General features: G+C 70.7%; 19 protein-coding genes, 1 tRNA gene and 1 pseudogene. 9 read left to right on the forward strand and 12 right to left on the reverse strand.

Annotation, left to right across the window (positions count from 1 at the left end; translation table 11 throughout):
- The first annotated feature begins 2 nt into the window (after positions 1-2).
- Positions 3-926: an alpha/beta hydrolase gene (locus PV364_RS37530; protein ID WP_319665414.1), complete on the forward strand. Its 924-nt coding sequence runs from the start codon at positions 3-5 to the stop codon at positions 924-926.
- Between the two features lie 378 nt (positions 927-1,304).
- Here the strand turns inward: PV364_RS37530 and PV364_RS37540 are convergent, their stop codons facing one another.
- The 3 genes from PV364_RS37540 to nth form a co-directional block, all read right to left on the reverse strand.
- The gene (locus PV364_RS37540; protein WP_319665416.1) at positions 1,305-2,507 is read right to left on the reverse strand and encodes a MarP family serine protease; all 1,203 of its coding nucleotides are present in this window, start codon (positions 2,505-2,507) and stop codon (positions 1,305-1,307) included.
- A 22-nt stretch (positions 2,508-2,529) separates the two neighbouring features.
- On the reverse strand, positions 2,530-3,180 hold the full coding sequence (locus tag PV364_RS37545) for a CoA pyrophosphatase (protein WP_319665433.1): 651 nt from the start codon (positions 3,178-3,180) through the stop codon (positions 2,530-2,532).
- A gap of 77 nt (positions 3,181-3,257) precedes the next feature.
- The gene (nth, locus tag PV364_RS37550) at positions 3,258-4,079 is read right to left on the reverse strand and encodes an endonuclease III (RefSeq protein WP_415924665.1); all 822 of its coding nucleotides are present in this window, start codon (positions 4,077-4,079) and stop codon (positions 3,258-3,260) included.
- A 254-nt stretch (positions 4,080-4,333) separates the two neighbouring features.
- Here nth and PV364_RS37555 point away from each other — a divergent pair, with 254 nt between their 5' ends.
- The gene (locus PV364_RS37555; protein WP_319665417.1) at positions 4,334-5,008 is read left to right on the forward strand and encodes a Crp/Fnr family transcriptional regulator; all 675 of its coding nucleotides are present in this window, start codon (positions 4,334-4,336) and stop codon (positions 5,006-5,008) included.
- Positions 5,009-5,109: 101 nt separating this feature from the next.
- Positions 5,110-6,315, forward strand: a complete 1,206-nt coding sequence (locus tag PV364_RS37560) for a PQQ-binding-like beta-propeller repeat protein (protein ID WP_319665418.1) — start codon at positions 5,110-5,112, stop codon at positions 6,313-6,315.
- Between the two features lie 34 nt (positions 6,316-6,349).
- On the opposite strand, the gene PV364_RS37565 is transcribed toward PV364_RS37560, so the two are convergent.
- From PV364_RS37565 to PV364_RS37580, 4 genes are all read right to left on the reverse strand, one after another.
- Positions 6,350-7,174 carry an MBL fold metallo-hydrolase gene (locus PV364_RS37565; protein WP_319665419.1) on the reverse strand — a complete coding sequence of 275 codons (825 nt, stop codon included), beginning with the start codon at positions 7,172-7,174 and terminating at the stop codon, positions 6,350-6,352.
- A complete protein-coding gene (locus PV364_RS37570; RefSeq protein ID WP_319665420.1) occupies positions 7,171-8,046 on the reverse strand; it encodes an NUDIX hydrolase in 876 nt (291 codons plus the stop codon). Before PV364_RS37570 ends, PV364_RS37565 begins: the two co-directional genes overlap by 4 nt.
- A 111-nt stretch (positions 8,047-8,157) precedes the next feature.
- A complete protein-coding gene (locus PV364_RS37575; protein ID WP_319665421.1) occupies positions 8,158-8,628 on the reverse strand; it encodes a RidA family protein in 471 nt (156 codons plus the stop codon).
- Complete coding sequence (locus PV364_RS37580) at positions 8,625-8,786, reverse strand: DUF4177 domain-containing protein (RefSeq protein ID WP_106965770.1); 162 nt, start codon at positions 8,784-8,786, stop codon at positions 8,625-8,627. The genes PV364_RS37575 and PV364_RS37580 overlap by 4 nt, the downstream gene beginning before the upstream one ends.
- Positions 8,787-8,857: 71 nt before the next feature.
- Between PV364_RS37580 and PV364_RS37585 the strand changes: the two genes are divergently transcribed.
- Entirely contained in the window at positions 8,858-9,838 is a 981-nt protein-coding gene (locus PV364_RS37585; RefSeq protein WP_319665422.1) for an ArsA-related P-loop ATPase, read from the forward strand.
- The gene (locus PV364_RS37590; RefSeq protein ID WP_319665423.1) at positions 9,835-11,256 is read left to right on the forward strand and encodes an ArsA family ATPase; all 1,422 of its coding nucleotides are present in this window, start codon (positions 9,835-9,837) and stop codon (positions 11,254-11,256) included. The genes PV364_RS37585 and PV364_RS37590 overlap by 4 nt, the downstream gene beginning before the upstream one ends.
- Here PV364_RS37590 and PV364_RS37595 read toward each other — a convergent pair.
- On the reverse strand, positions 11,238-11,585 hold the full coding sequence (locus tag PV364_RS37595) for a WhiB family transcriptional regulator (protein WP_319665424.1): 348 nt from the start codon (positions 11,583-11,585) through the stop codon (positions 11,238-11,240). The two genes, PV364_RS37590 and PV364_RS37595, sit on opposite strands and share 19 nt — an antisense overlap.
- A gap of 397 nt (positions 11,586-11,982) precedes the next feature.
- Here PV364_RS37595 and PV364_RS37600 point away from each other — a divergent pair, with 397 nt between their 5' ends.
- Complete coding sequence (locus tag PV364_RS37600; RefSeq protein ID WP_319665425.1) at positions 11,983-14,322, forward strand: transglycosylase domain-containing protein; 2,340 nt, start codon at positions 11,983-11,985, stop codon at positions 14,320-14,322.
- Positions 14,323-14,445: 123 nt separating this feature from the next.
- Here PV364_RS37600 and PV364_RS37605 read toward each other — a convergent pair whose 3' ends face one another.
- On the reverse strand, positions 14,446-14,907 hold the full coding sequence (locus PV364_RS37605) for a GatB/YqeY domain-containing protein (RefSeq protein WP_319665426.1): 462 nt from the start codon (positions 14,905-14,907) through the stop codon (positions 14,446-14,448).
- 74 nt (positions 14,908-14,981) lie between these two features.
- On the opposite strand from PV364_RS37605, the gene PV364_RS37610 reads away from it, so the two are divergent.
- Positions 14,982-15,914, forward strand: a complete 933-nt coding sequence (locus PV364_RS37610) for a metallophosphoesterase (protein WP_319665427.1) — start codon at positions 14,982-14,984, stop codon at positions 15,912-15,914.
- Positions 15,915-16,002: 88 nt separating this feature from the next.
- Positions 16,003-16,076: transfer RNA gene (locus PV364_RS37615), tRNA-Pro, on the forward strand.
- Positions 16,077-16,155: 79 nt separating this feature from the next.
- On the opposite strand, the pseudogene PV364_RS37620 reads toward PV364_RS37615, so the two are convergent.
- Both PV364_RS37620 and PV364_RS41440 read right to left on the reverse strand, forming a co-directional pair.
- Positions 16,156-16,851, reverse strand: a pseudogene (locus tag PV364_RS37620) (site-specific integrase); the annotation flags it as partial.
- On the reverse strand, positions 16,761-17,324 hold the full coding sequence (locus PV364_RS41440) for a helix-turn-helix domain-containing protein (RefSeq protein ID WP_415924664.1): 564 nt from the start codon (positions 17,322-17,324) through the stop codon (positions 16,761-16,763). The pseudogene PV364_RS37620 and the gene PV364_RS41440, both read right to left, overlap by 91 nt.
- 240 nt (positions 17,325-17,564) lie before the next feature.
- On the opposite strand from PV364_RS41440, the gene PV364_RS37625 reads away from it, so the two are divergent.
- Positions 17,565-17,975 (forward strand): hypothetical protein, encoded by a 411-nt coding sequence (locus PV364_RS37625; protein WP_319665428.1) that lies wholly within the window; start codon positions 17,565-17,567, stop codon positions 17,973-17,975.
- A gap of 380 nt (positions 17,976-18,355) precedes the next feature.
- Here PV364_RS37625 and PV364_RS37630 read toward each other — a convergent pair whose 3' ends face one another.
- Complete coding sequence (locus tag PV364_RS37630; protein ID WP_319665429.1) at positions 18,356-19,171, reverse strand: phosphotransferase family protein; 816 nt, start codon at positions 19,169-19,171, stop codon at positions 18,356-18,358.
- Positions 19,172-19,840: the final 669 nt, after the last annotated feature.

Genomic DNA, 19,840 nt, shown 5'->3' on the forward strand with positions numbered 1-19,840 from the left:
GCATGACGGTCGCTGACAGTTCCTCGGTGGTACGGATCGACGGGCCCTGGACCCACCGGGATGTCGCGGCGAACGGAGCGCGCTTCCACATCGCCGAGGCCGGCGACGGACCGCTGGTGCTGCTCCTGCACGGCTTCCCGCAGTTCTGGTGGACCTGGCGGGACCAGTTGACCGCCCTGGCCGACGCGGGTTTCCGCGCGGTCGCGATGGACCTGCGCGGAGTGGGCGGCAGCGACCGCACCCCGCGCGGCTACGACCCGGCGAACCTGGCACTCGACGTGACCGGCGTGATCCGCTCGCTCGGCGAGCCGGACGCCGCGCTGGTCGGCCACGACCTCGGCGGTTACCTGGCATGGACGGCGGCGGCGATGCGGCCCAAGCTGGTGCGCCGACTGGCCGTCAGCTCGATGCCCCATCCGCGGCGCTGGCGCACGGCGATGCTGTCGGACCTGCGGCACAGCGCGGCGGGGGCGTACGTGTGGGGCTTCCAGCGGCCGTGGATCCCCGAGCGCCGGCTGGTCGCGGACGACGCCGCGCTCGTGGGGCAGTTGCTGAGGGACTGGTCCGGGCCGCGGGTGCCGGACGACGAGGTCGTCGAGGTCTACCGGCGCGCGATGAGCATCCCGTCCACGGCGCACTGCTCGATCGAGCCCTACCGCTGGATGGTGCGCTCGCTGGCCCGGGTGGACGGCTTCCAGTTCAACCGCCGGATGAAGCGCCCGGTACGGGTGCCCACACTGCATCTGCACGGCTCGCTCGACCCGGCGATGCGCGCGCGGCACGCCGCCGGCAGCGGCGAGTACGTCGAGGCGCCCTACCGCTGGCGGCTGTTCGACGGCCTCGGGCACTTCCCGCACGAGGAGGACCCGGCGGCGTTCTCCGCGGAGCTCATCAACTGGCTCAAGGACCCCGAGCCCGATCGTTGATCCCGCAGCGTTGATCCTGCGCCGTTGATCCGGCACCGTTGATCCACGACCGTTAATCCCATATGACCATCAGCCAAATGCCGGGCGCATAGGCCAATTGATGGACCCACGGGCGATTACGGACCTTGGACCCCGGGCAGACAGCTCGGTATGGGCTGGACGCACGACTACCGTGACGTGTCACGCGATCGCCGCGCCAACGGAGCGCGCATCATCACCGGGACCACGGCCCCGGACCACCGGCCGGGCCACTCGGGGCTCGGCATCCCCCACATCCTCAGGCGACGGGCCCGGTGGGTCGGCGCCCGCCTGCGGCACACCCGCAGCGACTGACGAACTCCCCCGCCGCCGGCGGACGCACCCCGCCCGCACGGACTCTCACAGGGCACACGCCTGCGTGTCGACCTGCCGGTCCGCCGTACGTCCGGCCTGGACGTCGGCACGGACCTCGTCGGCCGTCAGGGCGTAGCCGGTGTCCGCGTCGTCCAGCGACTTGGCGAACACGACGCCGTACACCCGCCCGTCGGGAGTCAGCAGCGGTCCACCGGAGTTGCCCTGCCGGACGAGGGTGAACAGCGAGTAGACATCGCGGTGGACCGTGCCGCGGTGGTAGATGTCCGGGCCGGTCGCCGAGATACGGCCGCGCACCCGGGCGGCCCGGACGTCGAAGCCGCCGTTCTCCGGGAAGCCGGCCACGATCGCGCCGTCGCGGGACTTGGCGTCGCCGCCGGTGAAGGTGAGCGGAGGCGCCGCCAGCCCGGGGACGTCGATGACGGCGATGTCGCGCTGCCAGTCGTAGAGCACGACCTTTCCGTCGTACACCCGGCCCTCGCCGCCGATCTGCACGGTGGGGTTGTCGACGCCGCCGACGACATGGGCGTTGGTCATCACCCGGTGCGGCGCGAAGACGAAGCCGGTGCCCTCCAGTACCTTGCCGCAGCTGGGCGCCGTGCCCACGACCTTCACGATGCTGCGCCGGGCCTCGCCGACGACCCGGCTCCCGGCGAGGGCGGGATCCGGCGCGGGAACGTCGGTGATCGGTTCGGTGCCGAACGGCGAGAAGACCTGGGGGAGTCCGTTCTGCGCGAGGGCGGAACTGAAGTCGGCGAACCAGGTGTTGGCCTCCTGCGGCACGATCCGCGCCACTCCCAGCAGCACCTTGGACGAGCGGACCTCGCGGCCCAGGGTCGGCAGCGTGGTGGTCGTGGCCAGGGCGGAGCCGATGAGCCAGGCGACCAGCAGCATGGCCAGGACGTTGACCAGGGCCCCGCCGACGGCGTCGACGGCGCGCGCCGGGGACCAGCTGACGTGGGTGCGGACCTTGTTGCCCAGGTGTGTGGTGAACGCCTGGCCGACCGAGGCGCACACGATGACCAGGACCACCGCGGCGACCACCGCGACCGTGCCCGGGGCGGAATTGTCGGTGACCTCGTTCCAGATCGCGGGCAGCACGTAGATCGCGACCAGTCCACCGCCGAGGAAGCCGATCACCGACATCACGCCGACGATGAATCCCTGGCGGTAGCCCACGATCGCGAACCACACGGCGGCCAGCAACAGCACGATGTCCAGCACATTCACCCGCACACCGTCTCATGGCCACTCAACCCAGCGGGACCGTCTTTGCCCGATCCCAAGGCCGCTCCCAGCCCGCGAAGTGGAGAATCCGGTCGATCAGGCCCGCCGTGAAGCCCCACACCAGGGCGCCCCCGACCTGGAACGCCGGACCGCGGTACCCGCTGGGGTGCCTGACCGTGACGCGGTTGCCGGGGTCGGTCAGCTCGTCGACCGGCACCGCGAACACCCGCGCGGTCTCCGCCAGGTCGACCGCGCCCACCGGGCTGGGGGTGTGCCACCAGCCCAGAACCGGTGTCACCACGAAGCCGCTCACCGGGATGTACAGGCGCGGCAGCACGCCGAACAGCTGCACTCCGGACGGGTCGAGGCCGGTCTCCTCCCACGCCTCGCGCAGCGCGGCCCGCAGCGGTCCCGCGCCCTCCGGGTCGCCGTCCTCGGGGTCGAGCGCACCGCCGGGGAAGGACGGCTGCCCGGCGTGCGAGCGCAGGGAGGCGGCGCGTTCCATCAGGAGCAGTTCGGGGCGTCCCCCCGCGGCCCCCTCGCCGAAGAGCACGAGGACGGCGGAGGCCCGGCCACCGGTGGCCGGCGGCAGGAAGCGGCTCAGTTGCTCCGGCCGCACCGCGTCGGCCGCGCGGGCCACCGGCTGCAGCCACTCGGGCAGGCCGTCGCGCCGCACCTCTACGCCGTTGACGCCGCTGACGCCGCTGGTGTCCTCGACCCCGTCCCTGCCGTTCACGCTGTGCCGTGCTCCGGTCACTCCACCTCCAGCGGGGGCGCCGCCTTGCCCGGGAAACCGGGGGGCGGCTTCAGCCGCTGGCCCGGGGCACCGCCCATCTCGTACTTCAGCAGCTTCTTCGCCTTCTCCGGGTCGGTCTCGCCCTCCCCGTACGACGGGCACAGCGGGGCGATCGGGCAGGCCCCGCAGGCCGGGCGGCGGGCGTGGCACATCCGGCGGCCGTGGAAGATCAGCCGGTGGGACACCATCGTCCACTCGCTCTTCGGGAAGATCGCCATGACGTCCTGCTCGACCTTCTCCGGGTCCTCGGAGGCGGTCCAGCCGAAGCGGCGGGCGAGCCGGCCGAAGTGGGTGTCGACGGTGAGGCCGGGGACGCCGAAGGCGTTGCCCAGGACGACGTTGGCCGTCTTGCGGCCGACACCGGGCAGGGTGACCAGGTCCTCCAGCCGGCCGGGGACCTCGCCGCCGAAGCGGTCCCGCAGGGCCGCGGACAGGCCGAGCAGCGAGCGTGCCTTGGCACGGAAGAACCCGGTGGGCCGGATCAGCTGCTCCAGTTCCTCCGGGTCGGCCGCCGCCAGGTCCTCCGGCGTCGGGTACGTCCCGAAGAGCCGCGGGGTGGTCTGGTTGACCCTCAGGTCGGTGGTCTGCGCCGAGAGCACCGTGGCCACCAGGAGCTGGAACGGGTTCTCGAAGTCGAGCTCGGGGTGGGCGTAGGGATACAGCTCGGCGAGCTCGCGGTTGATGCGGCGGGCCCGGCGCACCATCCCCAGGCGCGACTCGGGCTTGCGGGCACCCCGCGCGCGGCCGCCGGCGGGCTTCACGGGCGCCTGTTCACTCAGAGCTGAATCGACGCCCGGCTTCACCCTCCCGGCCCCTCCACCCTGCTGTTTCCTGCGCACGCTCGGCGTATCAGACACCCGGCCAGCCTAAGCCTCGGCACCGACAATCGCCCCGGACTGCCGCGATCCGGCCCCCGAAAGGACCCCCGGGGCGCTCTCCCGCGAGCACATAAGACAGACTTGTGATTGATCGCACTGTTTTACTGTCGGGCATGATGGGGACCGACCCAGCGATGTCGACAAGGAGAGAGCACGTGGACGACGTTCTGCGGCGCGCACCGCTTTTCGCGGCGCTCGACGATGAGCAGGCCGCTGAACTGCGCGCCTCGATGGCGGAGGTCACGCTCGCGCGCGGCGACTCGCTGTTCCATGAGGGTGAACCCGGCGACCGGCTGTACGTCGTCACCGAGGGCAAGGTGAAGCTGCACCGCACCTCCCCCGACGGCCGCGAGAACATGCTCGCCGTCGTGGGCCCCGGCGAGCTGATCGGCGAGCTGTCGCTCTTCGACCCCGGCCCGCGCACCGCCACCGCCACGGCGCTGACCGAGGTCAAGCTGCTGGGCCTCGGCCACGGCGACCTGCAGCCCTGGCTCAACGCCCGCCCCGAGGTCTCCACCGCCCTGCTGCGCGCCGTCGCGCGCCGCCTGCGCCGCACCAACGACGTGATGTCGGACCTGGTCTTCTCCGACGTGCCCGGCCGCGTGGCCAAGGCGCTGCTGGACCTGTCGCGCCGCTTCGGCGTGCAGTCCGAGGAGGGCATCCACGTCGTCCACGACCTGACGCAGGAAGAGCTGGCCCAACTGGTCGGCGCCTCCCGGGAGACCGTGAACAAGGCACTCGCCGACTTCGCGGGCCGCGGCTGGCTGCGCCTGGAGGCCCGCGCGGTCATCCTGCTGGACGTCGAGCGGCTGGCCAAGCGCTCCCGCTGACGCGTACACCCGTACATCCGTAAGGGGCGCCCACCCATGGTGGGCGCCCCTTACGCTTCCCCGGGGTGGGTTCCGCTGTGCCTGCCGGGGTGGGGAGACACATGGACGAGGACAGGGCGCCGCAGACCGTCTGGAAGCCCGCGAAGCGACTGCGCGCGCTGAAACCGGTGTGGCAGGCGGCGCACGACGGCCGAGCCGACGCCGGCGCGCTGGCAAGCCTGCTGGACAGCGGCAGCGGACTGGTCCTCAGGGCCGCCTTCGACCGGGTGCGGGCCTTCGACGCGGAGACCGGCGAGCAGCGCTGGGCCTGGGAGGTGCCCGGCCGCGACGTGCTGTCCGCCGTGGCCGACGAGGCGACCGGCGGTGTCGTGCTCCTGGCCCACTGGCCGGACACGTCCGAAGGTCCGGAGAAGGCCGGCGTCACCGCCCTGGACACCGCCTCCGGCAAGGGGCTGTGGTCGGCCCGGCTGAACCTCTCCGGGCTCTCTCACCACGACCCGGGGCTCCGCGTCGGCACCGTCGCCCTGTCGGGGGAGTGCGCGCTGGTCACCACGGGCGAGAAGGTCGTCGCCCGCGACGCCCGTACGGGCCGGCACATGTGGTCGGTGCCGCACGAGGAGGACCACGGGGTGCGGATCGCGGCCGCAGGGGGGCGGCTCGTCGTGGTGACGGAGAACTCGGGCATCACGACCGTCCTGACGGTCGCACTGGCCGACGGCGCGGTGCTGTGGAAGAAGCCGCTCCCCGTCGACGGCCCGGTCGGCGCCGTCGGCCTGCTCGGCGCGGATCCGCTGCTGCTGGCCGTCGAGGGCGAGGGCCGCCGAGGCCCGCACCGTCTCCTGCGTCTGGACGAGGGCGGCGGCACCGCCGTCGAGATCCCGATGACCGGCGGCCACGGCACGATCAGGACGGCCCCGTGGACCGTCGCCGACGGCCGCCGGCGGTTCACGGCCGTCGGCGACACGCTGCTGGCGTTCGTCGAGCCCTCGCCGGAGGAGACCCTCGTCAGGCCCGCCGGCTTCTCCCTGTCCACGGGCCGCCACCTGTGGACCTCGGACCACTGGGGCATCGTCGCTCTCGCGCCCCACCGGGGCCATGTGGTCATGGTGCGCCACTACGACGAGAGTTTCTCCTCCCGGGCCTACGTGCTCGACGCGGCGACCGGGCGCGAGGTGGCCCGCCGCTCCATCCGCCGCACCGGGTCGGACGAGCCGTACACGCTGCATGTGCACGGCAGGCGGCTGCTGTGGGTCAGCACGTCGAGCACCGCGGCCACCGCGCCGGTCAAGGCGTACGACTGGCGCTGACCGGGGCCGGCGGGGGCAGCGGCGGCAACCGGCGTCAGATCAGCCCGTGCTCCAGCAGGTAGTCCATCTGCGCGCGCACCGACAGCTCGGCCGCGGGCCACAGCGCCCGGTCCACGTCCGCGTACACGTGCGCGACGACCTCGGACGGGGTGGTGCGCCCCCCTTCGACGGCCGTCTCGACCTGGGCGAGGCGGTGGGCGCGGTGGGCGAGGTAGAACTCGACCGCGCCGCGCGCGTCGGCCAGCACCGGCCCGTGGCCGGGCAGGACGGTGGTGACACCGCCGTCCATGGCCAGTGCCTGGAGCCGGCGCAGCGAGTCGAGGTAGTCGCCGAGGCGGCCGTCGGGGTGGGCGACGACGGTCGTGCCGCGGCCGAGGACGGTGTCGCCGGTGAGCACCGCCCGGTCGGCCGGCAGGTGGAAGGACAGCGAGTCCGCGGTGTGCCCGGGGGTGGGCACGACGCGCAGTTCCAGGCCGCCGGTGGTGACGACGTCCCCCGCGCCCAGGCCCTCGTCCCCCAGGCGCAGCGCCGGGTCCAGGGCGCGCACGGCCGTGCCGGTCAGCTCGGCGAAGCGGGCCGCGCCCTCGGCGTGGTCCGGGTGGCCGTGGGTGAGCAGGGTCAGGCCGATCCGCTTGCCGAGGGAGTGGGCCGTGGAGACGACCGCGTTCAGGTGCCCCTCGTCGAGCGGGCCCGGGTCGATGACGACGGCGAGGTCGGAGTCCGGCTCGGCGACGATCCAGGTGTTGGTGCCGTCCAGGGTCATCGGCGAGGGGTTCGGGGCCAGCACGCACAGCGCCCGCTCGGTGGCCCGGCCGCCGACCGCGCCGCGGGGGTTGCCCGGAGGCAGCGCCGAGGTCATTCGCCCGCTCCCATGCGCTTGGTGAACTCCTCGTGGCCGGGCCAGCTCAGTACGATCTCGCCGCCCACGAGTTCGGCCCGCGCCAGCACCGGTGCCAGGTCCCGGCGGCCCTCCCCCGCCGCCGCGAGGGCCGCCTCGGCGGAGTCGTACGGCAGCAGCCCGCGCAGGGTCGCGATCGTCGGCGGCAGCATGACCATCTCGCCCCGGTCGTAGCCGGCGACGGCCTCCTCGGGCCGCAGCCATGCCGTGCGGTCGGCCTCCCCCGACACGTCGCGGGTCCGCTGACCGGGCGGCAGCGCGGTGAGGAAGAACCAGGTGTCGTAGCGGCGCTCCTCGAACTCCGGGGTGATCCAGCGCGCCCACGGGCCGAGCAGATCGGAGCGGAGCACCAGGGAGCGGCGGGCCAGGAAGTCCGCGAAGGACAGCTCGCGGGAGACCAGGGCGCGGCGGTCCGCCTCCCACTCCTCGCCGGTGGTGTCGTCGACGACCGAGCCCTCGTCCGGGCCGGCCAGCAGCACGCCCGACTCCTCGAACGTCTCGCGCACCGCGGCGCACACGATCGCCTGCGCCTCGGCCGGCCCCAGGCCCTCGCCCAGGCGTCCCGCCCACTGCTCCGGCGCCGGTCCCGCCCACGCGACCGGGCGTTCGTCGCGCCGGTCCACACCGCCCCCGGGGTACGCGTACGCGCCGGCGGCGAACGCCATGGAGGCGCGCCTGCGCAGCATGTGGACCGCGGGGCCGCGCGCGGTGTCGCGCAGCAGCAGCACGGTGGCCGCCCGGCGGGGTTCGACGGGCTCCAGCCTGCCCTCGGTGAGCGCCCGGATCCGCTCGGGCCAGCTCGGCGGGAACCACTGGCCGTTCGTGGTGGTCATGGGGCGGATGCTATGCGCTCACGCGGGGATGTTCGATAGGGCGCCCCCGCCGGGGCGCCCCGGGTCCAGGGGGTCGCTCCCCCTGGACCGCCGGCAGGTGGCCGCGAGCCGTCAGCCCGCGGGCTCCAGCTCGACCTGGATCTCCACCTCGACGGGGGCGTCCAGCGGGAGCACCGCCACGCCGACCGCGCTGCGCGCGTGGACGCCGGCGTCGCCGAGCACCTGGCCCAGCAGCTCGCTCGCACCGTTGACGACCCCGGGCTGCCCGGTGAAGTCGGGGGCGGAGGCGACGAAACCGACGACCTTGACGACCCGCTTCACCCGGTCGAGGTCGCCGGCCACGGACTTGACCGCCGCCAGGGCGTTGAGCGCGCAGGTGCGCGCGAGTTCCCTGGCCTGCTCGGGGGTGACCTCGGCGCCGACCTTGCCGCAGGTCGTCAGCTTGCCGTCGACCAGCGGGAGCTGGCCCGCCGTGAAGACGTACGACCCGGACAGCACCGCGGGCACGTACGCCGCCAGGGGCGCCGCCACCTCGGGCAGCGTCAGCCCGAGGTCGACGAGCCGCTGCTCGACGGCGCTCACGCGCCCTTCTCCCGCTTGAGGTACGCCACCAACTGCTCGGGGTTGTTGGGGCCGGGAACGACCTGGACGAGCTCCCAGCCGTCCTCGCCCCAGGTGTCCAGAATCTGCTTCGTCGCGTGCACCAGCAGCGGCACGGTCGCGTATTCCCACTTGGTCATGAGGGGACTGTAATGCCTCGCACAGCCCAGCCCCCGAGTAGCCCCGCCCTCCACTGGTTAGGCTCGAAGACGTGAGGCTCCACATCGTGACGGGCAAGGGCGGGACGGGTAAGACGACCGTCGCCGCCGCGCTGGCGCTGGCACTGGCCGCCGAGGGACGGCGCACCCTGCTGGCCGAGGTGGAGGGGCGCCAGGGCATCGCGCAGCTCTTCGAGACGGACGCACTGCCGTACGAGGAGCGGAAGATCGCCGTCGCCCCGGGCGGCGGCGAGGTGCACGCGCTGGCCATCGACGCCGAACAGGCGCTCCTGGACTACCTCGACATGTTCTACAAGCTCGGCCGCGCCGGCCGGGCCCTGAAGAAGCTCGGCGCCATCGACTTCGCGACCACCGTCGCCCCGGGCGTGCGGGACGTGCTGCTCACCGGCAAGGTGGTCGAGGCCGTGCGCCGCAAGGACCGCGCGGGCTGGCGGACGTACGACGCGGTCGTCCTCGACGCGCCGCCGACCGGCCGGATCACCCGCTTCCTGAACGTCAACGACGAGGTCGCGGGGCTGGCCCGGTTCGGTCCGATACACAATCAGGCGCAGGCCGTGATGCGGGTCATGAAGTCCCCCGACACCGCGGTGCACCTGGTCACCCTCCTGGAGGAGATGCCGGTGCAGGAGACCGTGGACGGTGTGGCGGAGCTGCACGCGGCCGGTCTGCCCACCGGCGCCGTGATCATCAACATGGTGCGCCCCGTGGTGATGGACGCCGACGCCGTCGCCGCCGCGAGCACCGGACGGCGCACCGCGCTCGCCAAGGCGCTGTCCCAGGCCGGTCTCGGGGGCGCCCGCCGCGGCGGGCTGGCGGAGCGGCTGGTCGACCCGCTGCTGGCGCAGGCGCACGAGCACGCCGAACGGGTCGCGCTGGAGCGCGCCCAGCGCGAGGAACTGGCCGGGCTCGGCCTGCCCAGCTACGAACTGGGACAGCTGGCCGACGGCGTCGATCTCGGCGGGTTGTACAGATTGGCAGAAAATCTGCGGAAACAGGGGCTGGGGGTCGCATGAGTCTGGACAGTCCGGTATTGGACATCGACGCGCTGCTGGACGATGCGAGGACCCGGATCGTCGTGTGCTGCGGTTCCGGCGGGGTCGGCAAGACCACCACCGCCGCCGCCCTGGGCGTGCGCGCGGCCGAGCGGGGCCGCAAGGCGGTCGTGCTGACCATCGACCCGGCGCGCCGGCTGGCCCAGTCGATGGGGCTCACGGAGCTGGACAACACCCCTCGCAAGGTCGCGGGCATCGACGAGTCCGCGGGTGGTGAACTGCACGCGATGATGCTCGACATGAAGCGGACCTTCGACGAGGTCGTGGTGCAGCACAGCGACCCGGAACGGGCCCGCGCGATCATCGACAACCCCTTCTACCAGTCGCTCTCCGCGGGCTTCGCCGGCACGCAGGAGTACATGGCGATGGAGAAGCTGGGCCAGCTGCGGGCACTGGAGGCCTGGGACCTGATCGTGGTCGACACGCCCCCGAGCCGGTCCGCGCTGGACTTCCTGGACGCGCCCAAACGGCTCGGGTCCTTCCTGGACGGCCGCTTCATCCGGCTGCTCATGGCCCCGGCGAAGGTCGGCGGCAGGGCCGGGGTGAAGTTCCTGAACGTCGGGATGTCGATGATGACCGGCGTGCTCAGCAAGGTCATGGGCGCCCATCTGCTCAAGGACGTCCAGACGTTCGTGGCGGCCATGGACTCGATGTTCGGCGGCTTCCGCTCCCGGGCGGACGCGACCTACAAGCTGCTCCAGGCCAGCGGCACCGCGTTCCTGGTAGTCGCGGCGCCGGAGCGGGACGCGCTGCGCGAGGCGTCGTACTTCGTGGAGCGGCTGGCCGCGGAGGACATGCCGCTGGCCGGCCTGGTGCTGAACCGGGTGCACGGCAGCGGTGCGGCGCAGCTCACGGCCGAGCGGGCGCTGGCCGCGGCGGAGGCACTCGGCGACAGCGCCGACGAAGCGGCCGAGTCCGATGAAGCAGCCGTCCATGCGGCCGACAGCGGCGCCATGACCGCCGAGGCGGATCCCTCCGACCCGGGACATTCGTCAACTCCCCGGCTGACCAGGGAGTTTGACGAATCCGCAGAAAATCTTCAAAACGGCGGCATTGTGGATCAGCCCGGCGGGAAGGCTGGACTCCGTACGGCCGACGGCACCGAAGGGACCCTCAGCACGGACCACAGCACTTCCGACCCCACCGATCCGGACGCGGATCCGTGGAGCGCCGACCGTCTCGCCGCCGGACTGCTGCGCCTGCACGCCGAGCGGATGCAGCTGGTCGCGCGTGAACGACGCACCCGCGACCGCTTCGTCTCCGTGCACCCCGAAGTACCCATGGTCGACGTGGCCGCCCTGCCGGGCGACGTGCACGACCTGGAGGGCTTGCGCGAGATCGGCGAACGCCTCGCGCAGGGTCAGCCGACGGCCGCGTAGTCGTCGTACTCACCGTCGTAGTCGTCGTCGCCCAGGTGCACGCCGGTGCTCTGCTCGTACTCCGTACGCGCGGTCTCCAGCAGCCTGCGCCACGAGGTGACCGTGGGGCGCCGGCGCAGCAGTGCCCTGCGCTCGCGCTCGGTCATCCCGCCCCAGACACCGAACTCCACCCGGTTGTCCAAGGCGTCGGCCAGGCACTCCGTGCGTACCGGGCACCCCGTGCACACCGCCTTGGCCCTGTTCTGGGCCGCTCCCTGGACGAAAAGCTCGTCCGGATCCGTCGTGCGGCACGCGGCCTGCGTACTCCAGTCCGTAACCCAGCTGCTCATGCTGGCGCCGTCCTCTCCCGATTCGAGGCTCCCCCACGGCGGCAAGCGGCATATTCACCGTTGCCAGTTGAGGACGTTACGGAAGGTGGGCACGACGCAACAGCCCTTTCAGGCCCAATCTTGAATGGCCCGAACGGACTATGGGTCAGCGGTAGATCACCCTGGGGAGTGAGTCGACGGCAAAACGGACGAACCGTGCATAAACGGCTAGATCGCCCGCCTGGTTCCCCGAGAACCACGCCATATGGCTGGCATATGACAGGATTTCGGGCAGTTCTCATCACCCACAAGAGTGAGGTTGGAAGACAGACGCGTGCGCATCTTTGGCGCCTGTCTGTTACAGACTAGGCGAACAAGCATGCCCACGTCTTAGGAATCGCAACGTAAGCTGCACCTCATGGGTCACAAGCGATCGGGCGGCACCCGCGGCGGGGGCATCAGCACCGCCCAGCAGGCCGCCAAGTTCCTGGGTATCAGTGTCCTGTCCGGCGTCGTGCTGGCCGGCATCGCGCTGCCCGCGGCAGGAGCGCTCGGGCTGAGCGCCAAGGGCACCGCCGCCGGCTTCGACTCACTGCCCGGCGAGCTGAAGCGTCCGCCGCTCTCGCAGAGCACCCAGATCCTGGACTCCAAGGGCGGTCTGATCGCGACCGTCTACTCCCGGGACCGCAAGGTCGTGCCCATCACGCAGATGAGCAAGACCATGCAGCAGGCCATCGTCGCCATCGAGGACTCCCGCTTCTACGAGCACGGAGCGATCGACGTCAAGGGCATCCTGCGCGCCCTCAACAAGAACGCCCAGGACGGCGGAGTCTCCGAGGGTGCCTCCACGCTGACCCAGCAGTTCGTGAAGAACGTCTTCATCGAGGAGGCCGGCGACGACCCGACCAAGGTCGCCCAGGCCACCCAGCAGACCGTGGGTCGCAAGATCAAGGAGATGAAGTACGCCATCCAGCTCGAGGAGGAGCTGGGGAAGCAGAAGATCCTCGAGAACTATCTCAACATCACCTTCTTCGGCGAGCAGGCGTACGGCGTCGAGTCGGCCGCCAGGCGCTACTTCAGCAAGTCCGCCAAGGACCTGTCGCTGACCGAGTCCGCCCTGCTGGCCGGCATCGTCCAGTCGCCCAGCCGCTACGACCCCGTCAACGACCCCCAGGAAGCCACCAAGCGCCGCAACGTCGTGCTGCAGCGGATGGCCGACCTGAAGGACGTCACGCAGGCGGAGGCCGACGCCGCGAAGAAGAAGCCGCTCGGCCTCAAGGTCAGCCAGCCCAAGAACGGCTGCATCACCGCCGTCAGCGGCGCCGGCTTCTTCTGCGACTACGTGCGCGAGGTCTTCCTCACCGACCCGACCTTCGGCAAGACCAAGTCCGACCGCGCCAAGCGCTGGAACCAGGGCGGCCTCGTCGTCCGCACCACGCTGGACCCGAAGGCCCAGCAGGCCGTCCAGGCCTCGATAAGCGATCACGTCTACCAGAGCGACGAGGTCGCCTCCGCGGTGACGCTGGTCAAGCCCGGTACCGGCAAGATCGTCGCGATGGGGCAGTCGCGCCCGTACGGCTTCAAGAAGAACCAGACGCAGATCAACCTCTCGGTCAACCAGGCCATGGGCGGCGGCGCCGGCTACCAGCCCGGCTCCACGTTCAAGGCGATCACCGCGGCCGCGGCCATCGAGCAGGGCACCGACCCGGCCACCGTGCTGCCGGCGCCGTACAAGATGGACTACCCGAGCCCGGTCACGACGTGCCGCGGCAACTGGGTCAACACCGAGGGCGCGACGGTGGAGAACGAGAACGAGTCCGAGAAGGGCCCGTACTCGATGAAGGAAGCCACCGCCAAGTCGGTCAACACCTACTACGTGCAGCTGATCAGCAACATCGGTGTGTGCCCGGTCACGGACATGGCCAAGGCCATGGGGATAGAGCGTGCCAACGGCAAGGCGCTCGACCAGGTGCCCTCCATCACCCTGGGCACCCAGGAGGTCTCGCCGCTGACCATGGCGAACGCCTACGCGACCTTCGCCAACAAGGGCGTCTACTGCTCCCCGGTCGCCATCGAGTCGATCACCGACGCGACCGGCAAGAAGCTGCCCGTGCCGAAGAGCGAGTGCAAGCGGGCCATGTCCGAGCAGACGGCCGCCACTCTCAACACCCTCCTCAAGGGCGTGGTCGAGGACGGCACCGGCCAGCAGGCGGGCCTGACCGACCGGGACAGCGCGGGCAAGACCGGTACGACCGACTTCCGCTACGCGGCCTGGTTCGTCGGCTACACCTCGGACCTGGCCGGCGCGGTCTGGGTCGGTGACCCCACCCACAAGCGCCAGATGACCAAGATCACCATCGGCGGCGTCTGGCACGACAAGGTCTTCGGTGCCGACACCCCGGGCCCGATCTGGAAGGACGCCATGAGCGGCGCCCTCTCCGGAACGACCTCCGACAGCCTGCCGACGGTCGCGATCCGCGAGCCGGAGAAGCCCAAGCCCGACGACCACGGTGACGGCGACGGCCACGGTGATGTCCGGGGCGGCGACAACGGCGGCAACGACACCGGCGGCCAGGGCGACAACGGGGGCGACGGAGGCTTCTTCGGCGGTCTGATCGGCGGCGCCAACGGCGGGGCGAACGGCAACGGCGGCGGCAACGGCGGCACCGGCCCGGCCGACGGAGGCCCGGGCGGCGGCAGCGACGTCGGCACCACGGACGGCGGTGCCGTCACCCCCGGCAACGGCGGCACGGGCTGACACCACCCGGCCACGACGTCACGCACGTCACGCACACGAAGGGCGCCCCGGACCGCATCGGTCCGGGGCGCCCCTTGTTGGCGTGCGCGCGGCGGGCGTACCCCCGCGAGGTCGGCCGGCCGCTCAGCCGGCCGCGAGCTGCCGCTTCACCTCGGCGGCGACCCGGCCGCCCTCGGCGAGGCCGGTCACCTTCGGGTTGACGATCTTCATGACCGCGCCCATGGCCCGCGGCCCCTCGGCGCCCGACTCCTTGATCGCCGCGGAGACGATCCCGGCCAGCTCGGCGTCGTCCAGCTGCTTGGGCAGGTAGCCGGCGAGCACCTCGCCCTCCGCGAGCTCGCGCTCCGCGGACTCCTTGCGGCCGCCCTGCTCGAAGGCCTCGGCCGCCTCCCGGCGCTTCTTGGCCTCGCGGCCGATCACCTGGAGCACCTCGTCGTCGGACAGCTCGCGCGCCTCCTTGCCCGCGACCTCCTCCTTGGTGATCGCGGTCAGGGTCAGGCGCAGGGTGGACGTGACGAGCTCGTCCCGTCCCTTGATGGCAGCCGTGAGGTCGTCGTGCAGACGCTGCTTGAGCGTGGTGGTCATATGTCGAGTCTGCCAGGTCCCCGCCGGGAGGACCGGAGATTTATCGCTGACGAGCCGTCTGCCACCATGGGGGCATGCGCGCGCTATACGGAGTACCCCTGGGCATCACCGCCGCCGGCGCCGCCTGCGTGGCATACGCGGCCGGCATCGAGGCACGGTCGTTCCGCCTGCGCAGGGTGCAGGTGCCCGTGCTGCCGGCCGGCATGCGGCCCGTCCGCGTCCTGCAGCTCTCGGACATCCACATGGTCAGCGGACAGAACAAGAAGCGCCGCTGGCTGCAGTCGCTGGCCGGGCTGCGGCCGGACTTCGTCGTCAACACCGGCGACAACCTCTCCGACCCGCACGGCGTCCCCGAGCTCCTCGACGCCCTCGGCCCGCTGCTGGACTTCCCCGGCGTCTACGTCTTCGGCTCCAACGACTACTACGCCCCCAAGCTGCGGAACCCCGCCCGCTACCTGGTCGAGCGGGTCCGCGGCGTCCACGGCCTCAACGGCAAGGCCGACCCGGCGGTCAACGTCGACCGCAACCCGTGGGAGGACATCCGCGACGCCTTCGACATGGCCGGCTGGGTCGGGGTCAACAACTCCCGCGGGCGCCTCAAGCTCGACGACGGCATCGAGATCGCCTTCACCGGCCTGGACGACCCCCACATCCGGCGCGACCGCTACACCGAGGTCGCGGGCGGCCCCGACACCGGCGCCGACCTCTCCCTCGCCGTCGTCCACGCGCCCTACCTGCGGGTCCTCGACGCCTTCACCGCCGATCGCTACCCCCTGATCCTCGCCGGCCACACCCACGGCGGGCAGCTCTGCGTCCCCTTCTACGGGGCCCTGGTCACCAACTGCGACATCGACCCGGAACGCGTCAAGGGGCTGTCCTCCCACGAGGCCGGCGGCCACCGCTCCCACCTCCACGTCTCCGCCGGCTGCGGCACGAACCGCTACACCCCGGTCCGTTTCGCCTGCCCCCCGGAGGCCACGCTCCTCACCCTCGTCCCGGCCGGCTGAGCCACCCGGAAAACCGGATTTCGTCTCCAGCGGCCGGTCCGCTAGAGTAATCCTCGTTGCGCCGGGCTGCAGGGCCACGACGCAACACCGGGGTGTGGCGCAGCTTGGTAGCGCGCTTCGTTCGGGACGAAGAGGCCGTGGGTTCAAATCCCGCCACCCCGACTTCGTAAAGTGCAGGTCAGGGCCGGTTTCCCCAGTGGGGAGACCGGCCTTGCTTGCTGTTGAGTGTCTAAGTGAGTGTCTACGGCTTCGGATCGCGCTTGGAGATGCCGTCCATGACCACCGCGCCAGTCTGGATTACGGGGCGGATCTGCTTCCGGTAGACCTCCTCAGTGACCGCGGTCCCCGAGTGGCCGACCAGGCGCGAGATCTCCTCCAACCGCACCCCGCGGTCCGAGAGCAGGGACACGAAGCTGTGACGCAGCTCCCGGGGCGTCCACTCAGCGGCGTTCACGCCGTTCACATTCTTGAGGGCCGCGCGGAAGGCCCGGCGGACGTGGGAGGCGTCGCCTTCCTTGCCCACAGCGGAGCTGAAGACGAGTCCGTGCTCCTCCCAGGCGTCGCCGGCCGCCAGGCGGTCCCACCCTTGCTCCTCCCAGTGCTGCCACAGCACCTCTACGCACCGGGCGGGGAGTGCGAGCGTACGGCGTGACTTCCTGGTCTTCGTGTCGCCCCCGGAGCGGACCGAGCGCCACACCGCCATGTAGGGCGGGGTCGGCGGGTCGGTCTTGGGGTCGCCTCGCAGGAAGACGTGGTCCCAGGTGAGCGCCCGCATCTCCTCGGTGCGTGCTCCGGTGAGGAGAGCCACCACGATGTAGGCGTGCATCGAGGTGCGTTCGGCAGCTGTCAGCACTGCCTCGGCCTGGGCGAGGGTGAGCGCCTTGGACGGCCGGCCAGGCTGCCCCTTGGGCACCGAGCACAGCTCCACGACATTGGGGTCTGCCGCAGACGCTCGGCAGCAGCTACACGCGCCGCAAGATCAACGAGCGTCGGGGCCTCGGAGAGCACGATGAGATCCGCGCCCCCGGGCATCGTCGCCTGTTGCATTGCCAGGCGGAGACCCGGAATGGCAGCGTGACCGGAGTCGAGTTCGCTCGTGTCGTGCCGGTACGGCTGCCCGGTCAGTTCAACAACTTCGACGCCGAGAACGTCAGCAAGCTGTCCGAGCACGCTCATGCGGTCCAGCGCAAGACGCCCGGTTTCCACCTTGGAGACCCAGCTCACGGAACGATCTACCGCGGCTGCAAGTTGCGCTTGGTCCCAGCCGATGCGGCGTCGTGCCCTCGCAACGCGCTGCCCGGTAGGCAGGTCAACTCCCATCATGGGCCCCCTTTCGACACTTCGAAGGTACCCACCAGGTAGGACCACGCTGTCAGTAAAACTGACAGTCCTGCGACCAATCGGAGCCATTCTCAAGACATGTGGATCAGCCCCGGGAGGCGCGCGGAGGGCGTACCTTCGCGAATGATCCTGTGATGGTCACCGAGTAGGCCCGCGTTCCAGTGCGGGTCAGGAAGGCACACCCGTGCTCACCGCAGCGAATGACGACGCTTCGACGCGATACAGCTCCCTGGTTGACGAGATCGTCCGCGAGAGCGCCACGTTCACAAACGGACAGCTCCCCAAGCGGTCGGCGGAGGAGGCAGCGGCATGAGCACGCGATCCGTTGGCGGCGAGTGGCAGTGGCCCATCGAAAAGCTGACTTCGTTGCGCCTCGGCCAGCGCTTGGTCACCGAGGTCCCAGCCTCCAGTCCCGGCCGTCGTGCATTCGTTGACATCAGGCCCGCCATAACACCAGCCGACGCCGAAGCCAGCCGCCAGGGCTGGAAACGAGCTGATCGTGCTCGCACGTTCCGCCTGCAGCACTGGGAGTACGATGCCGACCGCATCTCCGGCTTCGACTACGACATCGGTGCCGTCCTGATCAACGACGCAACCGTCACGGACGAGCCAGAACTCACCACCGCCCTCGAAACATGGCAACTGCATCAGACCCCACCAGAGAAGTCACGAGATCCATCCACAGATCTTGGCTACTCCTCGATCAATCGCCACCAGTAGCAGCCGAGTTACGGATTTCTCTACCTCATCAAGGCGCTCCCGCCGCGCAGAGCGCGGCGGCGCGCGGCCCGGCGTCTCGGGCCGCCGCTCCTGCCTTCGTCCCGCTCCGGCCCGGCCGCCGGCCGCCCGCCAGACGGCGAAGGGTGCACTGAGGAGAAACCCGCTGTGGCTAGGGCGGTCGGCTCCGCGGCTTTACGCAGCCACCATGGGGCGAGCCTCGAAGATCGGGGCCCCACGTCGGGCCTTAGCGGGCAGGTCCACAGACCGCCCGAGTCGCTGCAAGCTTACGGGCCCCGATCTCTCGCCCCATGGCAGCTCCCGCCCAAAGCCGCTACACCGACCTCGTGCCCAACCGTGTGGCGTTGGCCCCGGCACACGTCTCAGGCGAGCAGATCCAGGAACCGACTGGCTTGTCGCTCTGCGGTGCCGGGCGGGTTTCTCGGATTGTCGGCGTCGTCGAAGGTCAGCAGGAACAGCCAGACGAGCGCGAGAAGGCGCCGGCAGTCCACCAAGCGTGCAGCTTCGGTGTTTGTCAGATCGAAGTGTGCGAGGAAGGCGTCGACGTCCAGCGGGTGCTCTACCCAGCTGCCCACGTGCTCAGTGATCTCTGCGAGCTCGAAAGCGCGATCGCTGAGACCCGAGTCCTCAAAGTCAACGACCTGGACTCGCTCTCCATCCCACAGGTAGTTTGCGAGGTTGCCATCTCCGGGCCCGAAAACATCGGGGACTTCCGGGTGACCCGTGGAGTCCAGGGCTGACCGGGCGAGCCAATCCATACCGCGGTCCAGAGCGCGGCCCACCTCGTGGTTGACCCGAGGCCGGGCTTGCGGAAACCAGGAATGTATGTGCGCGATGAGCTCGGCTTGCCGCCCAGGCCTGAGAGGAACCTCAGCCAGAACGTCAGGCGGCACGGCGTCGTGCACCCTAGTCACCGCTGCCGCCAGCGCCTTGATCTGGTCATCTTTGAGAGAACGACCACGCAAGGGCGTGCCAGCCAACCTGGACATCACAATCGTGGGGATCGGCCCGGAGAGATCCGACTCCCGAGGGGCAGGAGCGAGGCCGGGCGCATAGGTAGCGAGCAACGTCAAAGCGCGCCACTCGCGGTCGCCCCGCTGACGATCCCCATCCCGGAATCGCTTAGTCACAGAGTCGGGATGCAGCTCGACGGCGTGAGTGCTCCATTGATCGGACATGAGGGTGATCCTGCCATCGGTGCCTTGCATCGCGTGCCACACCCGTGCCAGATGGGGCAGGGAACACCCGGGGGCTCACGGGGAACCACGGTGACTCGACCGCTTCGCCACAGGTTGGTGTCAGCACAGCTCAGGGGCAACCAGCAGCCTGAGCGGTCCAAAGCCGCAGAAGGGCGACCAGGCCCGCCAGGTAGGGTGCCGACAAGAGAGGGGGTCCCAAGTGGCCGGTAAGCCCAAGACCTGGCGTAACAGTCCGTGGTGGGAGTTGTTGTTTGTAGTGCCGACGGCAATTATCGCGGCCACTGATGGCGATCAAGTCACCAGAATCATCAGCGCAGCCACAGCGGTCGGCTGGTCGTTCTCGCTCGGTCGGCACACAGCGCGGCGCGCCCGGAGCGCACCCGATTGGACTCTGCCTAGGTCGTGAATCATGCGCAGTGCGCAGACAACGAGTGAGTGTCTAACTGCGCTACAACGGCCCCGCACCGAGGCGTACAACCACGAACGTCTACGGACGGTTCTCGCAGCTCAGGGATAGTACAGCCGCAGGTCACAGCGTTGCTCCCATTGCGGTCACGTCCGCTGGAGTGGTGTATCGACGGCCACTCGGTGATCTCTTCTTTGAGGCTATGCGGTGAGCTCGGCGGCCAGGACGGTGTCGTGGGTTTG

Source organism: Streptomyces sp. MI02-7b (assembly GCF_033793585.1).
GTDB lineage: Bacteria > Actinomycetota > Actinomycetes > Streptomycetales > Streptomycetaceae > Actinacidiphila.

What these genes read in the sequence shown, in the direction of transcription:
- PV364_RS37530 (WP_319665414.1), top strand. Translation starts at nt 3, where the DNA reads ATGACGGTCGCTGACAGTTCCTCGGTGGTACGGATCGACGGGCCCTGG.
- PV364_RS37560 (WP_319665418.1), top strand. Translation starts at nt 5,110, where the DNA reads ATGGACGAGGACAGGGCGCCGCAGACCGTCTGGAAGCCCGCGAAGCGA.
- PV364_RS37565 (WP_319665419.1), bottom strand. Translation starts at nt 7,174, where the DNA reads ATGACCTCGGCGCTGCCTCCGGGCAACCCCCGCGGCGCGGTCGGCGGC.
- PV364_RS37570 (WP_319665420.1), bottom strand. Translation starts at nt 8,046, where the DNA reads ATGACCACCACGAACGGCCAGTGGTTCCCGCCGAGCTGGCCCGAGCGG.
- PV364_RS37580 (WP_106965770.1), bottom strand. Translation starts at nt 8,786, where the DNA reads ATGACCAAGTGGGAATACGCGACCGTGCCGCTGCTGGTGCACGCGACG.
- PV364_RS37590 (WP_319665423.1), top strand. Translation starts at nt 9,835, where the DNA reads ATGAGTCTGGACAGTCCGGTATTGGACATCGACGCGCTGCTGGACGAT.
- PV364_RS37595 (WP_319665424.1), bottom strand. Translation starts at nt 11,585, where the DNA reads ATGAGCAGCTGGGTTACGGACTGGAGTACGCAGGCCGCGTGCCGCACG.
- PV364_RS37600 (WP_319665425.1), top strand. Translation starts at nt 11,983, where the DNA reads ATGGGTCACAAGCGATCGGGCGGCACCCGCGGCGGGGGCATCAGCACC.
- PV364_RS37605 (WP_319665426.1), bottom strand. Translation starts at nt 14,907, where the DNA reads ATGACCACCACGCTCAAGCAGCGTCTGCACGACGACCTCACGGCTGCC.
- PV364_RS37610 (WP_319665427.1), top strand. Translation starts at nt 14,982, where the DNA reads ATGCGCGCGCTATACGGAGTACCCCTGGGCATCACCGCCGCCGGCGCC.
- PV364_RS41440 (WP_415924664.1), bottom strand. Translation starts at nt 17,324, where the DNA reads ATGGCTCCGATTGGTCGCAGGACTGTCAGTTTTACTGACAGCGTGGTC.
- PV364_RS37625 (WP_319665428.1), top strand. Translation starts at nt 17,565, where the DNA reads ATGAGCACGCGATCCGTTGGCGGCGAGTGGCAGTGGCCCATCGAAAAG.
- PV364_RS37630 (WP_319665429.1), bottom strand. Translation starts at nt 19,171, where the DNA reads ATGTCCGATCAATGGAGCACTCACGCCGTCGAGCTGCATCCCGACTCT.